Source organism: Streptomyces sp. NBC_01450, from assembly GCF_036227505.1.
Lineage (GTDB): Bacteria > Actinomycetota > Actinomycetes > Streptomycetales > Streptomycetaceae > Streptomyces.
Genome location: NZ_CP109481.1, coordinates 947,713 through 964,178, shown reverse-complemented (window position 1 = coordinate 964,178; position 16,466 = coordinate 947,713). Strand labels below are relative to the sequence as shown.

Below are 16,466 nucleotides of genomic sequence, written 5' to 3'. Positions count from 1 at the left end.
CTCCTGGAGTGGGGCATCGCCGTCGGTCCTGGAGCAAAAAATGCCAGGGGGTGGACCCGACTGCCACTCTTGGCTCGCTCGCTGCTGGCCGGGGTCGCCCACTGTGACTTGGATTGGTGCGCTGATGCGCATCACCTGACGGGCAGAATCTGCGCCGGTCGCCCCTGCCGGTCGGCTACGGGCGCCCGCCCGGCCAGACCAATGGACTTCATGTGGACAGCTCGGCGTCATCACTTCCACAGGCGCGGGATACGACCTCAACACCCGTACGGCGACGGCGCCGTACCTACGACCGCGATGTTCGACCGCAGCTGGACCACCGCAAACCGCCCGCCCCTCTGCCAGTACGCGCCACTGGGAGTCGACGGTCCCGTAGTGACCGGCGCGGCAGGGCTTGCCGTCCCCGTTCCCGGTGCCCGAACGACTTCCCTGACACAGCCGACGTCCGGCCTGCACGAGGTGGGACGGTCAGCCGTCGCCGCCGCCCTTGACGTATCCCTCGTATCCCTCCTCCTCCAGTTTGTCCGCGAGCTCCGGGCCGCCGGATTCGATGATCCGGCCCTCGGCGAAGACGTGGACATGGTCGGGGTGGACGTAGCGCAGGATGCGCGTGTAGTGGGTGATCAGCAGTGTGGCGGTCTGCCCGGTGGCGCGGACCCGGTTGACGCCTTCGGACACGATGCGCAGCGCGTCGATGTCCAACCCGGAGTCGGTCTCATCAAGGATCGCGATGCGCGGATTGAGCAACTCCAGCTGGAGGATCTCGTGGCGCTTCTTCTCTCCGCCGGAGAAGCCCTCGTTGACGTTGCGCTCGGCGAAGGACGGGTCGATCTGGAGCCTCTCCATCGCCTCGCGGACCTCTTTCAACCAGATGCGCAAGCGAGGAGCCTCGCCGCGGACGGCGGTGGCGGCGGAGCGCAGGAAATTGGACACGGAGACGCCGGGAACCTCGACGGGGTACTGCATGGCGAGGAACATCCCGGCGCGGGCTCTCTCGTCGACCTTCATCGCCAGCACGTCCTCCCCGCCCAGGGTGACCGTGCCGGAAGTGACCTTGTACTTGGGGTGGCCGGCGAGAGCGTATGCAAGGGTCGTCTTGCCGGATCCGTTCGGCCCCATGATCGCGTGAGTGTCACCTTGCTGCACGGTCAGGTCGACCCCGCGCAGGATCTCGCGCGGACCGGTGTCGGTCTGGACCGAACAGTGCAGGCCGTGGATCTCCAACGTTGCCATGGCACACCTCACCGCCTTGAAATGCACGGAATGCGGCTGACGCATAGGCCCGGCTCCCGACCGGGGCGGGGCCAAGCCACGCGTTGGCCGGGGGCCTCCTCACCAGGAACACCTGGCGCCGGCCGGCGTCACTTCCAGCATGCCGCGCCGCCTGGCCAGGTGCGCGTTGCGCGACGGCGGCCGACCCGTTGGTGATCGTGTCCTGGGCCGCGGTTTTCGCGGGCACTTCCGTGACGGGCGTGACGGGCAGCGCTGGGCAGCGCTGGGCAATGCGGCGGGGCTCCTCGGCAGGATCGGGGCGGACGCCTGGACCTGGGCGACGGCCGTCGCCGCCCGGCCCTGCTGGCCCTACTCGGCAGAAATCTCGTCTGTGCCCTCGACTACCACGTCCTCGGTTACGCGGCTCCACGGAGCAAGACTGTAAGTGAGGAGACACACCGCGTAGGCCCGGCCGCGCGGAAGCCGCCGTGGCCCACCGGCACGCGTGGACGGACGCACGCTCAGTCGTGCAGGAGACAGCGATGAACAACGCACCGCAGATCGGGCGAGTCCTTGGGGTGCCCCTGCGCCTCCACTGGAGCGTGCCCGTGCTGGTGTTCCTCTTCGGCTACGGCCTGGGCGGCCAGACTCTTCCCGCCTGGGCCCCGGGACATTCCCAGGCCGCCTACACACTCGGCGGACTCATCGGCGCCCTGCTGCTCCTGCTGAGCCTGCTGGCTCACGAGTCCGCGCACGCCGTCACAGCCCGGCGCAAAGGCATTCCCGTCCACGATGTCACCCTCTGGGCCCTCGGGGGCATGACCAAGATGGGCAGGCCCCCCGCACCCGGCGCGGCCTTCGTCGTGGCCGTGATCGGACCGCTCACCAGCCTGATCATCGGCGGAGCGGCGCTCGGCGCAGGGATCGGACTCGACACGGGACTCGGCTGGAAGGTGCCCGCGGCCGTCCTGGTGTGGCTCGGCTGGACGAACCTCCTGCTGGGAGTGTTCAACCTCCTGCCCGCCGCACCCCTCGACGGCGGCCGGGTGGTGCAGGCCGCGGTGTGGTGGCGCACCGGAGACCGGGAGCGGGCCGAACGAGCAGCCGGCCGCAGCGGCCAGGTGCTCGGCACGCTGCTGATCGCCCTCGGTTTGATCTCTCTCCTGCGCGGCGCGGCGGGCGGTTTGTGGCTGGCGTTCGTCGGCTTCTTCATCCTGATCGCCGCCAACCTCGAGCGACAGCAGGCCGCCCTGGCCGAGGCCGTGGCCGGGCTGCGGGCCGCCGACGTCATGTCCACCCCCGTGGAGACCGCCCCCGACTGGGTAACGGTGCAGAGCTTCATCGACGGGCCGGCGTTGAACACACGCCACTCGGCGCTGCCGCTGCTCGACTTCGAGGGCCGCCCCAGCGGCCTGCTTCATCTCCCGCAGCTCGTGAAGATCCCCACGGCGCAGCGGGGGACGCTGCGGCTGCGCGACGCGGCGACCCCCCTGTCGCAGTGCAGCACCTGCGCCTCGGTCGACCTCCTGGAAAACACTCTCAGGAATCTCCGACCGGGCGGCGGTGTACGCATTCTCGTTATCGACGGCCAACGCCTCACCGGCATCATCACCGCACGCGACGTCATCCGCCTCGCCCAGCGCCACCGACTGCGCAGCGGCGGGTCCGGCTGAGGCTTCCATCCCGTCTGCCATCGACCCAGGCAGAGCCGAGCGGGCGTGGGCCGACGGCAGACGGGAGTGCTCTGACCGGGAAGGTTCGCCGGGGTGGCGGGTGGGCGGATGGCAAGTGGCGACTTCCGATGATGGAGATCCAGCCCATACGATCTTGAGTCCAGACCATGGATGTCGGAGGGCGACGATGGAAGAGCCGCGGATACGCCTCGGCAACGATGCTGTGTGGCTGGAACTGGCTCGGACCCGTGCGGACAGCTGGCAGATCACCGCAGATTGGTCCTCTTGGCTGACAGCTGACTTCACCGCGGATCTCAGCGCTGCGACGGTCGTGGACTTCGCGGCCCGCATGCTCTCTCACCTGCGCGCGCCGTCGGGTGGACGCTTTTCGGCGGCGGTGACTCCCGGTCGGAACAATCCACTGACGTTGAAGGCGGAGCCCGTGGGGGACGGTTTCGCCTTTTTCGTGCGACTGACTCCCAACGGTGACGACGACGTGTGCCATTTGCAGATGGAGATCGATCCGATCACCACGTTGGAACTTCGTGAGACATTCAGTGCGCTGCACGCGGCGCTGGCGATCTGATCCCCCGGAGCGTTTTGGTCAAGCTGCCGTCGCGAGCGGGCGTCCGCCCCAGCGGATGCCCTTTTCGCTGCGGATGCGGGCGCGTTCCTTGCGTTCGGCGGCCAGGACGTCGCGGTCTCCGCGACGACCAGGTCCCTCGATCCCGGCCTCCGCGCTACCCATGGCCATCCAGGAGAATTCGCGACTGACGATCACGTGAAGCCCAAATCGCCCGAGATAGGGAGAATTTCCTCCCCGACGCCAGTCAACGGGCGGGTTTCTCCCAGGTCAGCGAGTACCGGCGGAGCACGTGCCGGCGGTAGTGCATGCCGGGAAGCAGTCGTCGTGCCGCAGCCCGGACCTGCCCGTAGCTCATCTGCGGGACGGCGACCGGCATGCCCTCCGGCCCGCGCGCGCGACGCAGCACCTTCGTGATCCGTACGATCGGTGCAGCCGCGATCAGTGCTGCCCACTCCGCCACGCTCGCCTCGCGGGCCAGGCCGACGACCATCAGCGTGCCGCCGGGCCGCAGCAGCTCACGCATGCGGATGAGGGCTGCCTCGAAGTCCATGTGATGGATCGTGGTCACCGAGCAGATGAAGTCGTAGCCCGCGGCAGGGAGGTCGGCGGTGAGGAAGTCGCCCTCGACGAACGTGAGGTCCGGGTAGCCGGCAGCGAGGTTGCATGCGCAGGCGATCATCTCCGGCGACTTGTCGATCCCCGTGACGCGCCTCGCCCGCTCGGCGAGCTTCCGCGCCAGCAGCCCGTTCCCGCAGCCGACGTCCAACGCGTCGCCGCAACTCTCAGGCACGGCACGAAGGATACCCGGGTGCCGGGCGACGTTGGTGTTCCAGTACGGCTTCGGGTCGGCCCGGCGCATCACATCATCCTAAGGGCACGACCAGGGCCTCCAAGGGCGCACTGGCGGACATCGTTCTCCCGAAAATCCGCCTTCCCCGTGGGGACTCGTGATCGTGAGGGTGAGGAATAGCCCTCTACACTCACCCAGACCGCCCCTGAACAGGGAAAACGTCAAAGTGCTGCTGGAGTACTAGTGCCAGTCACGCGGTGCTCGGCTCCGATGGGTCCCGTTGATCCCGAGTAGCCCCACTTCCCGCATCGGGAGGGGGCTACGTTTTCAGCGGTCATCGGGCGGGCCAGGCCCGCCCGATGGGTGACTTTGTCACTGGCTGGTGCTCAGGCGTTGACGTCGTCGTATGCCAGGTCGCCGCCCAGTACGCGGGATGCCTGGGCCTGTGCCAGGAGTTCCCTGGCCTTGGCTTCGACGCCTTCGATGGCGTCGGCGCCGGCGACGAAGCGCGGCAGGGGGTTGTCCTGGTCGGCGATGGCCAACAGGGCGCGGGCGAGCTTGGCGGGGTCGCCGGTCTGCTGGCCGTTCATGCTCTTCCAGGCCGCGATGGTGGCCGTGGTGCGCTCGGCGTAGTCGTCGATGGTCGGCTCGGGCCAGGTGGTGGAGGCGTCCACGAGGAGTTCGGTGCGGAAGAAACCGGGTTCCACGACCGTGGTGTGGATGCCGTAGGGCTCGACGTCGTAGCGCAGCGACTCCATCCACCCCTCGACGCCGAACTTGGAGGCGGCGTAGGCGACGCAGAACTCCTGACCGATCAGACCGGCGGAGGAGGAGAGCGTGATGATGTGGCCGGCGCGCTGCTTACGCAGGACGGGCAGGACGGCGCGGGTGACGTTCATGGGTCCGAAGAGGTTGGTCTCGATCTGCTGGCGCATCTGCGCGGGCGGGATCTCCTCGAAGTAGCCGGCGAAGAAGTTCCCGGCGTTGTTGACCAGGACATCGATGCGGCCGAAGCGGTCGACGGCGGCCTGCGCGGCGGCCTCGGTGTCCTCCGGACTGGTGACGTCCAGCTTGGTGACCAGCAGGTTTTCCTGCGGTCCGCCGAGAGTCTTCTCGACTTCCTGGGGTCGGCGGCCGGTGGCGACGACCTGGTGGCCGGCGGCGAGGGCCTCGCGGACGATGTCCGTGCCCAGACCGCGTCCGGCACCGGTGACGAGAATGACCTTGCTCATGGGGGCTTCCTTTCAGGTGCCGTGATCAGGCACCCGGTGTTGTGCGGTGGTGCTGCGTGGCGTCCCGGCTGGTGGCCGAGCCGTGGGTGAGGAGAGACGGTTCAGGCTTGGTCGGTGGGCATGATCCACAGTTCGCCGATGGAGGCGTGGCGGGGCCGGGTGACCATGTAGGCGACGCCGTCGGCGATGTCGTCGGGGGCGAGGACCTCGGTCGTCTCGTAGAAGGGGGTGATCATCGCGCCCTGGATCTCGGGCCTGTTGTGCGAGCCCAACTCGGTGTCCACCCCGCCCGGTTCGAGGACGCCAACGCGGACGTGCCGCTGGGTGACCTCTTGGCGTAGGGACTCGGTGAAGCCGTTCACGCCGAACTTGGTGAGGTTGTAGACGCCGTATCCGTTCCATGCCACGCGGCCGGCGATCGAGCTGATGTTGACGATGTCGGCGACCCGGCGCGGTCCCTCGTCGGCGGCGTCGATCAGGTGGGGGAGGGCGGCGCGGGTCATGTGGAGGAGGCCCCGGACGTTCACGGCGATCATCCGCTCCCACTCCTCGGCGTCCGCGCCGACGACCGGGCCCAGGAGCATCAGGCCGGCGTTGTTGACGAGCGTGTCCAGCCGTCCGAAGTGCTCGACGGAACGCTGTACGGCGGCTTCGGCCTGGGCGCGGTCGGTGATGTCCGCTTCCACTGCCAGGGCCGTGCCGCCCGCCTTCTCGATCTCGGCGGCGAGGTTGTCCAGCCGGTCCTTGCGGCGGGCCACGAGCGTTACGGAGGCGCCGTGCTCGGCCAGCCGGCGGGCGGTGGCGGCGCCGATGCCGCTGCTCGCGCCGGTGACGAGGGCAACGGTGCCGGTCAGATTCGATGCGGTCGGAGGAGCCATGGAGGTGTCCTGTTCTGTGGGCTGGGCTGGGCTGGACTGGGTGTGCGGTGCGGTGGGCCCGTGATCCAGGCAACCACCCGCCGACCCCGCCCGGGACGCCGTATAGGGCACCGCTTCACCGGGGGTCCGGCAGTACCCCTTTCCGGGCAGCCGACGGGCCGGGGGCGGCCGTACCGTGGGTTCATGGACCGCAGCACCGAGATTCGGGAGTTCCTGCGCACCCGACGGGCCCGGGTCACCCCCGAACGGGCTGGCCTCGCCCCGCAGCCGGGCGCGCGCCGGGTCCCGGGGCTGCGCCGTGAGGAAGTCGCCCAGCTCGCCGGGGTCAGCGTCGACTACTACGTCCGCCTGGAGCGGGGCCGCGTCCAGGGCGTCTCCCACGCCGTCCTGGAGGCCGTGGCCCGCGCCCTGCAACTGGACGACACCGAACGCGCCCACCTCTTCGATCTCGCCCGGCCCACCGAGACCCGGGTCCGCCGCAGGCGACCCCTCAGCCCGCAACGGGTGCGCCCGGTCCTGTACCGGGCGCTGGATTCACTTGGCGCTCCCGCGATCGTCCTGGGGCGACGTATGGACGTCCTGGCGGCGAACGGGCTCGGCTACGCCCTCTTCACCGACTTCCAGGCCCGGCCCCACCGCGAGCGCAACTTCGCCCGCTACGTCTTCCTCGACGAAGCCGCCCGCGCCCTGTACGCCGACTACTGGGAGACGGCTGCCGGCGACTGTGTGGCCACGCTGCACCTGTACGCCGGACGCCATCCTGACGATCCCCAACTCGCCGAGCTGATAGGGGAGTTGTCCGTGCAGAGCGATGTCTTCCGCCGTATGTGGGCCGACCATGACGTCCTCGCCCACACCACCGGCACCAAACGCCTCCACCACCCGCTGGTCGGCGACCTCACCCTCGACTACGTCGTCCTGGCCGTCGAGGGCGACCCCGACCAGAACCTCACCATCCTGACCCCCGAACCCGCCTCACCCTCCGCAGAAGCCCTCGCCATCCTCGCCAGCTGGACCGACACGTCCGGCGGGCAGGTGAGCGAGGGGATTACGCGGAAAGGCTGAGCCAGGACGCCGGCCAGTCATCGCCAGGTCATCCAGTTGGTGGGGGTCGACACGCTTCTCCCCCTGGAACGGCCGGCGTCAGCGCGCCTGGATCCGCCTCAAGACGCACACTTCCGCACCCCTCCAGAATGATGCCGAGGCCGCAGTGGCCAACTATCTCTGAGCAAATAGGCCGACTGTCGTTGAATGCAAGCCGGTCATCTGCGTTCTTGCCACCGCCGCTGGCCAACTATCCCTGAAAGTCACACTTTCCCGACGAGCTGGTGCAGACACAGCACGCCTGGAACGCCACCTACGAAGGGCTCGCCACGCCCTACCTCCGTGACACCACCACCCTGCGCCGCCGCCTGCTGCACCTGTCCGTACGGCTGTGGTGGCACCCGTACTGGAACACCGGCCCCTCGGTGCCGGCCGCACGCACCGAGCTGCGGCAGCTGGCCCGCACCGGGGAGCAGCGCGTGCTACTTGAGGGCCCGTCCGGGCGCCGCGCGCCGCCAGGAGCCGGGTCGCGACAAGGGGTGCGCCTCACCACGCCGTTTCGGCGTGGTCGGCTCGCTGACATCCCTGTTGCGGCCGCTTTCGCCCAAGTCCCTGGCTGGAGTGAAGGAAGAAGGGACGGAGCGAGATGGGCGGCGCGGGCGCGGCCGGGGATCGGGGCCTCGCTCGGCCGGTTGCGCGTCGGCCGGGGCCGCCGCGCCCGCGCCGCGTCAGCGCGGCGGTGACGTCAGGCCGGGAACATCGGCGGGGGAGCGGTCGGGACGGGCGCGGTGGCAGCATGCGAGGTGGCGCCACCGGCCGGAGGCGTCGCGGGCGACGTCGACGCCGACTTCCACCACCAGCTCGGGTTCCACCAGCGTGACGACCAGTTTTTCCTGGCTGTCCCACCCGGCGGAGAACGACCAGCCTGGCCACGATGACCGTGCCGCCCCGGAGCGAGAAGGCTGGCGACCGCAGCACCTGCTCCCCCCGGCGAGGGTGGTGATGCGGCCGACGTACTGAAGGCGCCCTTCGGTGTCGTACCTGCCGAGCAGCAGCGTGCGGGGAGTCGGTGACTGCGCCGACGATCGCCTTACTCGTCTCGCGGACCTTGTATTCGTTTTCGAGGCGGCCGGCGGGGCAGGTGCACACAGCCGCTGGCAAGGGTGAGCAGGCCCTCGTGCGGGCTCTGGGTGTCGTCGTACGCGCGATGAGATCTACGCGCTTTGACGAGACGCCCGCGAGCTACATGGCGGGGCTCCAACTACGCGGATCCATCATCTGGATACGCAGCCTCAACCGGGGCCGCGGTAGCGGCGTCAGGCTGGCGAGCCGGACGCCGCGACCGCTCCGGTCAGGCCGACGCGGTGACCGCTCCGCCGAGGTGCCGGGCGAAGAACCGGACTGCGCTGTCGACCTCGAACCGAGGCAACTCCTTGTGCTTGCCCGAGTTCACGTGCAAGGACTTCTCCTTCGAGGCGAAGGCGTCGAACAGCGCGAGACCCTCCTCGCGTGAGATGTGCTCGTCGTCCCACTGCATGTCGAACTCGATGGGGATGGTGATCTGCTTCGCCTTCTCGGCCAGGACATCGGGCCAGTGCTGACCGAAGACCGCGGCGGTGATCCTGGGTTCGACCGCCACGAACGGTACGCCGATCGCGGTGCCCATGTTGATGCCCCAGAAGCCGACCAGCGCGTCGGTGCCGATCTCCGGGAGTTCCTGGAGGGCATCCAGGGTCGCCTGGTACTCGGGCACGGCGAGGTCCGCCAAGTGGTCGTTGTAGCGCACGACGATCGGGCCTTCCGGCTCGCCCGCCGCCCTGGCCCGGAACAGCTCGGCGATTTCCGCCTCGTCGTGCGCCGTGCGCGGCCGGTCGCCGTGACCGGGCGCGTCGATGACGGCGACGTGGAAGCCGCAGCCGGTCACGAGTCGCTGGGCGCGGCCGGACATTGCCGGGTGCTTCTTGTGGTTGCCGCCGCCGTGGGCCATCAGGATCAGGGGCGCGAGATCGGCCGCGTTGGAGGCCGGCGACCAGAGGACGCCGGGGATGCCGCCCACGGTGAAGTCGCGTTCGAGCATGCCGTTCGACGACGACTCGGCGGTGAACTGCAGACAGTGCATAGGTGTTGCCTTTCGGGAGTGCCTTGTTGTCGAGGCGCTCCCGGCGACACCTAGGTCAATCGCCGGCCGTGACGGGAAGGGGGAGCACCCACATGGATACAGCGTTCATGGGTCTCACCTCCTTGCGCGGCGCCGCGGTCGGCTGAAAGCTACCAGCCCGACCGCGATCCCGCCCACCTCTTTTTCCCGCCGCGTGATCACAACTCCAGACAGGCCCTAATCGACCAGTAGCTAAACCGAGGCCCGCCACCGCCTGGCCCGCCGGATCTTCTTCGGTCGGTGCGGCGAGCTGCGGCAGAACCACCGCGAAGGTATGGAGGACCGGCTCGGCGCCCTAGGGCCTGTCCGGCGGATCATGCCGCAGACGCGGGGTCTGGCACGCCCATCTGCGGCGTTGTCGTCACTCGCCGACGCTCCGCGTCGACTCCCTCCTCCGCCTTGCAGCTGCACGCACCAGACCCCGCTCAACGGTGCTTATCAGACGCCGCCGATTTCCTGCGACTCGATCCGCCGGACAGGCCCTAGGCCTGGCGCTGAACGCCGTGGTGCTTGGGAAGAGCTCACCCGGTCGGGTGCATGGAGCGCAGTCGGTCGGCGACGTCGTAGACGGTCAGGCGCAGTGCACGGATGTCGGTGACGAGGTCGCGCCAGGGTTCGTACTCGGTGTCGATGGTCTCGCCGGACGCCCGGATGTAGGCGACGGCGACGCCGTACCCGAAGTACTCATTGCGGGCCGGCAGGGGCCGCAGCAGCACGATCTGCTCCAGCAGTGCGGCCGCCCGCCAGTACGCGTCCGGCGATCCGACCTCGATCTGCGGGGTGTTCACCCGGTGCCGTGCGACGGCGGCCACCAGCGCCGAGTAGTCCCGTACGCCGAGTTCTTTGCCGAGTAGCTCCTGCTGCCGGTCAAGGAGCCACCGGATATCGATATGCAGTTCGATGGGCAAGGTCAGGCCGCCCGGCTGCTGGTGTGAGAGGGCTGGGGGAGACCGCCGAAGTCACGGTCGAACGCTTCGGCGATGCCGGGCTGTGCGATGGCTTTGCGGAACTCGGCGGTGGCCACGCCCAGGTTGAGCTGGTTCTCCTGCTCGATGGCCAGCTCGGCGAGGAGAGCGCGCACGCTCGTGCCGCGGGCGGCGGCGATCGCGGCGAATCGGTCCCGCGTCCCGGTGTCGATCTTCACTGTGGTGTCAGCCATACTCCGAGTATACGTCCATGACTACCTCCATGAATACCGTTCGGGGAATGTGCCGGTCCCCGGTGCACGCGGAAAGCCGCGAACATTTTACAGGGGGATGCCTGGGCGGTCGGCGCGAACGCTCCGCGTGCCACGCGACAAGTACGGGTTGAGACCGCCGTCGGGCGGTCGGAGACGGAGAATCCGTGGAATCGGATCACAAGCACCAGGGCAGCGATGACGGGGACGCCCTGCTGACGTGCGCAGTGGGCGACCCGGCCGCGTTCACACCGCTGGTGGAGCAGTTCTCGCCCGCTCTGCACGGTTACTTCGCCCGTCGCGCGCCGGCTGCTGCCGACGACCTGCTGGCCGAGGCATGGCTGCAGGCCTTCGCAGCGCGCGACACCTTCGACGCCTCACGCGGATCGGCTCGGGGATGGCTGTTCGGGGTGGCCCGCAACGTCCTGGCCGGGCACATCCGGCGGGCTGGGCGGGCGATCGCCACAGCCGACCCCGTCGAGGTCGATCCGTGGCAGGCGGTGGACCAGCGGCTGGACGCCGCTGCCCTGGCACCTGAACTGCGCCGGGCACTGGCCGATCTGCCCGCTGAGGAGCGGGAGTTGTTGCTGCTGGTGTCCTGGGAGGAGCTGACGCCGACGGAGGCCGCCGCTGTGGTCGGGATCCCCGCCGGCACGGCTCGCTCCCGCCTGCACCGTGCACGTGGCCGGCTGCGCGCACGCCTCGCCCCCATCCGCCACCACCTGGCCTTGGCGCCCACCACCCCCGTACGTACGGACCGGAAGGAATCGGCATGACCCAGCGACAGGACCTCCTCGACTTCCCCGGCGCTGAGGCGCTCCAGGCCGCGGGCCGCGTCGAACCCCCGGCTCCGCAGGCTGTCGTCCAGGCGCTGGCGGCGGTCCACGCCGCCGCCCGCCTGGAGACCGCGCAACACTCCGTGGTGGCTTCCCTCGAGCGGCGTCCCTTCGCCCGCGGCCGGCGGATCCTGGCGACAGCGGTGGCGGCGGCCGCCGTCGCAGGGGGAGTGGTCGCGTACAGCGTCACGGATGCCGGCCAGTCCGGCGGCCACCCTACGCACCAGGTGCAGGCCGTCTCCGTCGCCACCTTCCTGGACCACACCGCGGACGTGGCCTACGCCAGGCCGGCCGCCGGCGCGCGGTACTGGAAGGTGCAGACGAAGGTCAGCCACACGGGAGCGAAGCCGGCCCCCGCGACCGACTATTACTACGCGCGCTCCATGGACGCCGTCTACATCGTCGCGGGCGGCCAGACGCACAAGAAGTCGGGCACCTTCGGCTGGCGCCTGGGGGCCAAGGAACTGCACAGCTGGAGCGACCTGGACCGGCTGCCCACCGGCCCGGCACAGCTGGTCACACTGATGAACAGCTCCAAGGAGTACGCCGGCCAGTCCGCTTTCCTCCAGGCCGGCGCCCTCCTCGGCGAGTCCCCCGCTGGGCCCAAGCTGCGCGCCGGGTTGTATCGGGCCCTCGCCCGTCTCCACGGGGTCAAGCTCGTCGGCACAGTGAAGGACAGTGCGGGCCGCACCGGCACGGAACTGGTCTTCAGCGGCGTCGCCAGCACTGACCACATGGTGATCGACCCCAAGACCAGCGCCTTGCTGGAGACCAGCAGCGTCAGCACCAAGGGCAGCGACCGCGGCCAGACCATGCGCGTCACCTACCTGTCCGTCGGCCCCGCCGACAAGATCGGCTGACCTTCCCGCTTCATCCCTGAATCGGCGCCCCGGGACCCCGAACAGCCCTGGGGCGCCGCACGGCAAAGACCAACGACGGGCTCGCGGGGCGCGGCGGCTGACTGCCCCGCCTGACTGCCGGCCAGGCCGCGCTCAGCAGCTCTTCGACGCCCACGAGAAGCCCGCTCGCGGCAATCCGGCCAGGAGCGAACTTCGCCTTCGAGATCGCCCAGGCCAAGAATCCGTGCTGAACAACATCGGCTTTCCAGGCGTCGACAACCGTTCCTGCTTGTGACCTACGCAGCAAGGCCATAGAAGTCAGCATGATGTGCCCGCCTCTCGTCTGTCGCCCGTCCCTGCCGGGGAGGTGATGGCTGTGCCGGGGTGGGTACGCCCGATCACGGTGCCGTGCCCGGCGTGTGGTCTGCCCACTCACCGGCACCGGACGCTGGACTTCGGCGGTGCCACCCAGTACGGGAAGTCCTGGCGTCGCGTGGTCACGGTCGGGGACGAGCCGGCAGAGGAGGACGGAGCCTGGGTAACGCTGATCCCCGGTGACTTCCCTGAGCGTCTGTCCGCGCAGACGGAGCTCTTCCATCTCGTCAGGGGCATCGCCTGACCAGGTGCGCATCACCGTGACTACGGCCGCGGCAAGGTCGCCCACAGCGCGTGCTGTCCGGTCAGGCACAACGACCGACCGGACAGCAGCCGCGGTGCCGGTGAACTGTGGCAGGCCATGCGCCTTCGGATCGCCCGCGGTGAGCGTGGAGGTGCTGGATGACAGACAGCGGCGATCAGTCGTACGTGCCGTCCTACTCGCCCGGGCCCAAAGTCGATCTCGCCCGTATCGCGCCGCGCGCGGAATGGGCGACCTGATCAGCCGAGTTGCGGAGCTTCACCGGTTTCGAACTGCGAGCCGATGTTGTTCCACATGAAAGGGTCCCGCCAGTCCCCCTGCCAGCAGCCCAGCCGAGCATCGCCGTCAGGACTTTCTCATGGGAGATCGTCCGCGTTTGGTAGTGCTCGGCGGCAACGCCGTCCCGATATTCGAGTTGGTACGTGTTGTCGTCGCGCAGCAGTACCTGGACATACCAGCTGCCCTCCACGCCATCCTCCACGCGCTCCAGAACCAGATGCGCGTTACTGCGATGGAGGTTGGCCAGCATCGTGCCTATCACCGGCTTCGACGGCTTCTTCACCACGCGCCCAGCCTCATTCGTCGCGATCAACATGGGCGTAATCCTCCAGCATGACTCTGACATTGCGGCGGTGGACGATCCGAGGGCTCCGTCATCATGGGCTGGTGACGACATGGATGCGCTGCTACTGGGACGAGGAAGACGTCTGGTTCTACTTCGAGGTCGACGCCGAAGGTCGGGTGACCCGGCAGATCGAGCTCGAAGGACCTGAGCTGACCCCGATCGCAGCGGCCTCCCTCGAGGAATGGCAGCAGGCCCACGCTGCCGGCCGCCTCGCCGAGTTCGACCACAGGTTCGGGATCACAGCAGAACTGCCCGTCTCAGAGTGGGAAGGCCATGATCCGGAGCAACTGACCTCCGACGAGTTTGAGGAAGTCTGGGGCCCTGCCCGTCGGCGGATCGCAGCCCGGCTCCGCTGACCTCTCGGCCCCGCGGCGGCTTCTTGGCATCATCACGGCATGGCCCCAACTCTTCCCCGCACGATCCGGGCAGTCGACACCGAACAGCTCCTCGACCTGGAGAGGGAGGCCGGCGCGTACGGCTTCAGCCAGCGGCTTCCGGTCGACTGGCTTCGGGACCACCTCGCTCCCGGAGCGACGCACTACTTGTTCCCCGCACTCGTGCATCACCTCAGTCACCGCCCCGAGGCGTCGCCGCACTGGAGATGCGAACTGCTGCTGACGGCCCCGAGCGGCGAGCAGTTCTTGAGCCTGCTCGACGTGCTCCCCGCCACGTTCAGCAAGCTCCCGGAGACCTTGGACGCCACGTTCAAGACGGACATCGCAAGCCGCATGGAGCGGGCACCAGCCCAGCGTGAGTGGGCAGAAGAAGCGGGTCGACTGCCGAAGTCGACCCTGAAGAAATGCCACGAGCCTGAGACACCAGACGGGAACATGGGCTGAGACAGCCCAGAGAGCGCCTGGTCAGGGCGACGGCCTATGTCACGGGCCGCGAGATCCTACGGCGTTGTAGGAGACTGATCCAGTTCATCAAGTGGACGGGTATTTCAGTACTGCATCAGTAACATCCAGTAGTTCAGCATGGGTCAGTCGACACGGCAGCGCGGAGGTGTGATGCGGCAGGGCATGCGCTCGGCACGAGTCACGACGTTCACTTCTGAGCCAGGGTGCATCCTTTGGCCGACGTTGGCGCGGGCCCGGTCGGGGCAGGTGGTGCTGCTCTCATCGTGCGAAGGCCAGGAGATCCGCCGCTGGGACATGTTCACCGGCCGCATGCTGTGGTGTTCGGCTGATGCATGGTCTGCCCATGCGCTCGCGGTCGCCTCACCGCCGGGCGGCAACCCGGTGGTGGCGGTGGCCACGGAGGACGGCGTCCTGCGGCTCGACGCGCTGACCGGCGCGGAGCTGGACGGGTACGAGATGGCCGCCGATGACACCATCTGGGACGTGGCCACCGGGATCCTGCCGGACGGCCGCGCGTTCATCGCCGGGGCCGGCCATTGCGGCTTTCGGGTGTACCGATGGGACGCGGCGACAGGTGAGCCCCTGGGCCCGCCGCTGGTCGGCCACACCACCTGCGTCAAGGCCATCACAGCCATCACACTGCCCGACGGCACTGCGCTGATCGCCTCGGAGGACGAGGCAGGCCGCATCCTCCGCTGGAACGCGGCATCCGGCCAACCGTACGGAAACCCCATCCACGGGCCCGGTGACTACAGCATGCAGTTGGTCTCCCTCGCCTTGAACGACGGGCGAGTCATGCTCGCCTCCCTGGACATGAACGGCACCCTGTCGCGCTGGGACGCGGTCACCGGCGCACCGATCGGCCCGCTCATGCGACCAGGCCCGGAAACCCTCCTGGCCGGCGCCACCGCAGCGGGCGGCGGCGTGCTGTTCATCGCTCCGTACGGCGGCCCGATCCGGCTGTGGGACGCCGTCAGCGGCGAGATACTGGGTGCTCCACTGCCGGGAACCGGCCCCGCCGCCCTGAGCTGTTCTGACGGATCGGTGTCGCTGGCGACCCGGGCAGGCGACGCGGAAATGACCGTCCGTCGCCTGGTCGATCCAACCCGCTGAGCGGCGGCCAGGCCTCATGGAACGGGGCAAGGCTGGAGCCGACAGCCGACAGCCGACAGCCGACAGCCGACAGCCGACAGCCGACAGCCGACAGCCGACAGCCGACAGCCGACAGCCGACAGCCGACAGCCGACAGCCGACAGCCGTCGACGGCGATGGGCAAAGCCGCATCGACAACCGACATCGGGGCTGCGCTCTTGCGCACTGCTCATACGAGAGCCTGAGCCCTGCCACGAATGCTGGAGTGCCGCGACACCGCAGGCCGTGATGCTCGAACTTCCGGATCCCTACATGCGTTGCGCCCGCAGCCCCAGTCGCACGGTCGGAGCGCAGAGGAGGTCGTAGTGCAGCCGTGAGGCGTTGCCCGGTCAGGCGGGACAGGCGTGAGCTGAGGGGTGTCGGTGCCGCGATCGACGCGCTGGTCACCGAGCGGGCTTGGGAGCTCCCAGCCGCCGAGGCGTCCCCGCGGAAGCGGTGGGCGTGTGCCGCTCGGAAATACGAATTGGCGCTGTGAGCTGCGGTGATGGGGTTCGGTCAGGTGGCGCGGAGGTACTCGTTGGCCCGGCCGCCGAGGACGGGGCGTCGCCGGATCCGATGCGCCTGGAGGTCGGTGACGGTGGCCGCGGTGGGCGGTTCGTTGCTGGCCGGGGGTAGCTGCGTCCGGGACTGGTGGGGGCGGTGCCTGTTGCAGTGCCGGATGTAGTCGGTGAGCACCGCTTGGGCGTGGGCCTCGTTGTAGATCAGCACCCGGTCGAGCACCTCGCGGCGCAGGGTGCCCATGACTCTCTCGCAGATTTCCTGCACCT

At 69.0% G+C, this 16,466-nt stretch carries 21 protein-coding genes and 1 pseudogene; 11 read left to right on the top strand and 11 right to left on the bottom strand.

The window, feature by feature from the left end; translation table 11 throughout:
• Window positions 1–468 precede the first annotated feature (468 nt).
• Window positions 469–1,233: a Fe-S cluster assembly ATPase SufC gene (sufC, locus tag OG568_RS52830; protein WP_329537226.1), complete on the bottom strand. Its 765-nt coding sequence runs from the start codon at window positions 1,231–1,233 to the stop codon at window positions 469–471.
• 521 nt (window positions 1,234–1,754) lie between these two features.
• On the opposite strand from sufC, the gene OG568_RS52825 reads away from it, so the two are divergent.
• On the top strand, window positions 1,755–2,885 hold the full coding sequence (locus OG568_RS52825) for a site-2 protease family protein (protein WP_329537224.1): 1,131 nt from the start codon (window positions 1,755–1,757) through the stop codon (window positions 2,883–2,885).
• Window positions 2,886–3,072: 187 nt separating this feature from the next.
• A complete protein-coding gene (locus OG568_RS52820) occupies window positions 3,073–3,471 on the top strand; it encodes a hypothetical protein (RefSeq protein ID WP_329537223.1) in 399 nt (132 codons plus the stop codon).
• Between the two features lie 18 nt (window positions 3,472–3,489).
• On the opposite strand, the pseudogene OG568_RS52815 reads toward OG568_RS52820, so the two are convergent.
• From OG568_RS52815 to OG568_RS52800, 4 genes and pseudogenes are all read right to left on the bottom strand, one after another.
• Window positions 3,490–3,585 (bottom strand): annotated as a pseudogene (locus OG568_RS52815) (integrase); the annotation flags it as partial.
• Between the two features lie 130 nt (window positions 3,586–3,715).
• Window positions 3,716–4,330 carry a class I SAM-dependent methyltransferase gene (locus OG568_RS52810; protein WP_329537221.1) on the bottom strand — a complete coding sequence of 205 codons (615 nt, stop codon included), beginning with the start codon at window positions 4,328–4,330 and terminating at the stop codon, window positions 3,716–3,718.
• Between the two features lie 317 nt (window positions 4,331–4,647).
• Window positions 4,648–5,493 carry an SDR family oxidoreductase gene (locus tag OG568_RS52805; protein WP_329537220.1) on the bottom strand — a complete coding sequence of 282 codons (846 nt, stop codon included), beginning with the start codon at window positions 5,491–5,493 and terminating at the stop codon, window positions 4,648–4,650.
• Window positions 5,494–5,594: 101 nt separating this feature from the next.
• Complete coding sequence (locus tag OG568_RS52800; RefSeq protein WP_329537219.1) at window positions 5,595–6,371, bottom strand: SDR family NAD(P)-dependent oxidoreductase; 777 nt, start codon at window positions 6,369–6,371, stop codon at window positions 5,595–5,597.
• 183 nt (window positions 6,372–6,554) lie between these two features.
• On the opposite strand from OG568_RS52800, the gene OG568_RS52795 reads away from it, so the two are divergent.
• Window positions 6,555–7,436 (top strand): helix-turn-helix transcriptional regulator, encoded by an 882-nt coding sequence (locus tag OG568_RS52795; protein WP_329537218.1) that lies wholly within the window; start codon window positions 6,555–6,557, stop codon window positions 7,434–7,436.
• A gap of 263 nt (window positions 7,437–7,699) precedes the next feature.
• Complete coding sequence (locus tag OG568_RS61885) at window positions 7,700–8,158, top strand: hypothetical protein (protein ID WP_443077936.1); 459 nt, start codon at window positions 7,700–7,702, stop codon at window positions 8,156–8,158.
• Here OG568_RS61885 and OG568_RS52785 read toward each other — a convergent pair.
• The gene (locus tag OG568_RS52785) at window positions 8,144–8,287 is read right to left on the bottom strand and encodes an ATP-dependent DNA ligase (protein ID WP_329537216.1); all 144 of its coding nucleotides are present in this window, start codon (window positions 8,285–8,287) and stop codon (window positions 8,144–8,146) included. The genes OG568_RS61885 and OG568_RS52785 overlap by 15 nt on opposite strands.
• 479 nt (window positions 8,288–8,766) lie before the next feature.
• A complete protein-coding gene (locus OG568_RS52780; RefSeq protein ID WP_329537215.1) occupies window positions 8,767–9,534 on the bottom strand; it encodes an alpha/beta hydrolase in 768 nt (255 codons plus the stop codon).
• A gap of 253 nt (window positions 9,535–9,787) precedes the next feature.
• On the opposite strand from OG568_RS52780, the gene OG568_RS52775 reads away from it, so the two are divergent.
• The gene (locus tag OG568_RS52775; protein WP_329538270.1) at window positions 9,788–10,171 is read left to right on the top strand and encodes a hypothetical protein; all 384 of its coding nucleotides are present in this window, start codon (window positions 9,788–9,790) and stop codon (window positions 10,169–10,171) included.
• Here OG568_RS52775 and OG568_RS52770 read toward each other — a convergent pair.
• Both OG568_RS52770 and OG568_RS52765 read right to left on the bottom strand, forming a co-directional pair.
• A complete protein-coding gene (locus tag OG568_RS52770; protein WP_329538269.1) occupies window positions 10,095–10,475 on the bottom strand; it encodes a toxin Doc in 381 nt (126 codons plus the stop codon). The genes OG568_RS52775 and OG568_RS52770 overlap by 77 nt on opposite strands.
• 8 nt (window positions 10,476–10,483) lie before the next feature.
• Window positions 10,484–10,732: an antitoxin MazE7 gene (locus OG568_RS52765; protein ID WP_329537214.1), complete on the bottom strand. Its 249-nt coding sequence runs from the start codon at window positions 10,730–10,732 to the stop codon at window positions 10,484–10,486.
• A gap of 185 nt (window positions 10,733–10,917) precedes the next feature.
• Here OG568_RS52765 and OG568_RS52760 point away from each other — a divergent pair, with 185 nt between their 5' ends.
• The 3 genes from OG568_RS52760 to OG568_RS52750 all read left to right on the top strand — a co-directional run bounded on the left by OG568_RS52760 (window position 10,918) and on the right by OG568_RS52750 (window position 13,044).
• Window positions 10,918–11,526, top strand: a complete 609-nt coding sequence (locus OG568_RS52760) for an RNA polymerase sigma factor (protein WP_443077935.1) — start codon at window positions 10,918–10,920, stop codon at window positions 11,524–11,526.
• Window positions 11,523–12,446 (top strand): hypothetical protein, encoded by a 924-nt coding sequence (locus OG568_RS52755; RefSeq protein ID WP_329537213.1) that lies wholly within the window; start codon window positions 11,523–11,525, stop codon window positions 12,444–12,446. Before OG568_RS52760 ends, OG568_RS52755 begins: the two co-directional genes overlap by 4 nt.
• 349 nt (window positions 12,447–12,795) lie before the next feature.
• Window positions 12,796–13,044, top strand: a complete 249-nt coding sequence (locus OG568_RS52750) for a hypothetical protein (protein ID WP_329537212.1) — start codon at window positions 12,796–12,798, stop codon at window positions 13,042–13,044.
• A gap of 193 nt (window positions 13,045–13,237) precedes the next feature.
• Here OG568_RS52750 and OG568_RS52745 read toward each other — a convergent pair whose 3' ends face one another.
• A complete protein-coding gene (locus OG568_RS52745) occupies window positions 13,238–13,657 on the bottom strand; it encodes a hypothetical protein (RefSeq protein ID WP_329537211.1) in 420 nt (139 codons plus the stop codon).
• 71 nt (window positions 13,658–13,728) lie between these two features.
• On the opposite strand from OG568_RS52745, the gene OG568_RS52740 reads away from it, so the two are divergent.
• From OG568_RS52740 to OG568_RS52730, 3 genes are all read left to right on the top strand, one after another.
• Complete coding sequence (locus OG568_RS52740) at window positions 13,729–14,043, top strand: hypothetical protein (protein WP_329537210.1); 315 nt, start codon at window positions 13,729–13,731, stop codon at window positions 14,041–14,043.
• 39 nt (window positions 14,044–14,082) lie between these two features.
• Entirely contained in the window at window positions 14,083–14,526 is a 444-nt protein-coding gene (locus OG568_RS52735; protein ID WP_329537209.1) for a hypothetical protein, read from the top strand.
• Between the two features lie 138 nt (window positions 14,527–14,664).
• On the top strand, window positions 14,665–15,660 hold the full coding sequence (locus OG568_RS52730) for a WD40 repeat domain-containing protein (RefSeq protein WP_329537208.1): 996 nt from the start codon (window positions 14,665–14,667) through the stop codon (window positions 15,658–15,660).
• A gap of 534 nt (window positions 15,661–16,194) precedes the next feature.
• Here OG568_RS52730 and OG568_RS52725 read toward each other — a convergent pair.
• Window positions 16,195–16,464, bottom strand: a complete 270-nt coding sequence (locus OG568_RS52725; RefSeq protein WP_329537207.1) for an integrase core domain-containing protein — start codon at window positions 16,462–16,464, stop codon at window positions 16,195–16,197.
• Between the last annotated feature and the right edge of the window lie 2 nt (window positions 16,465–16,466).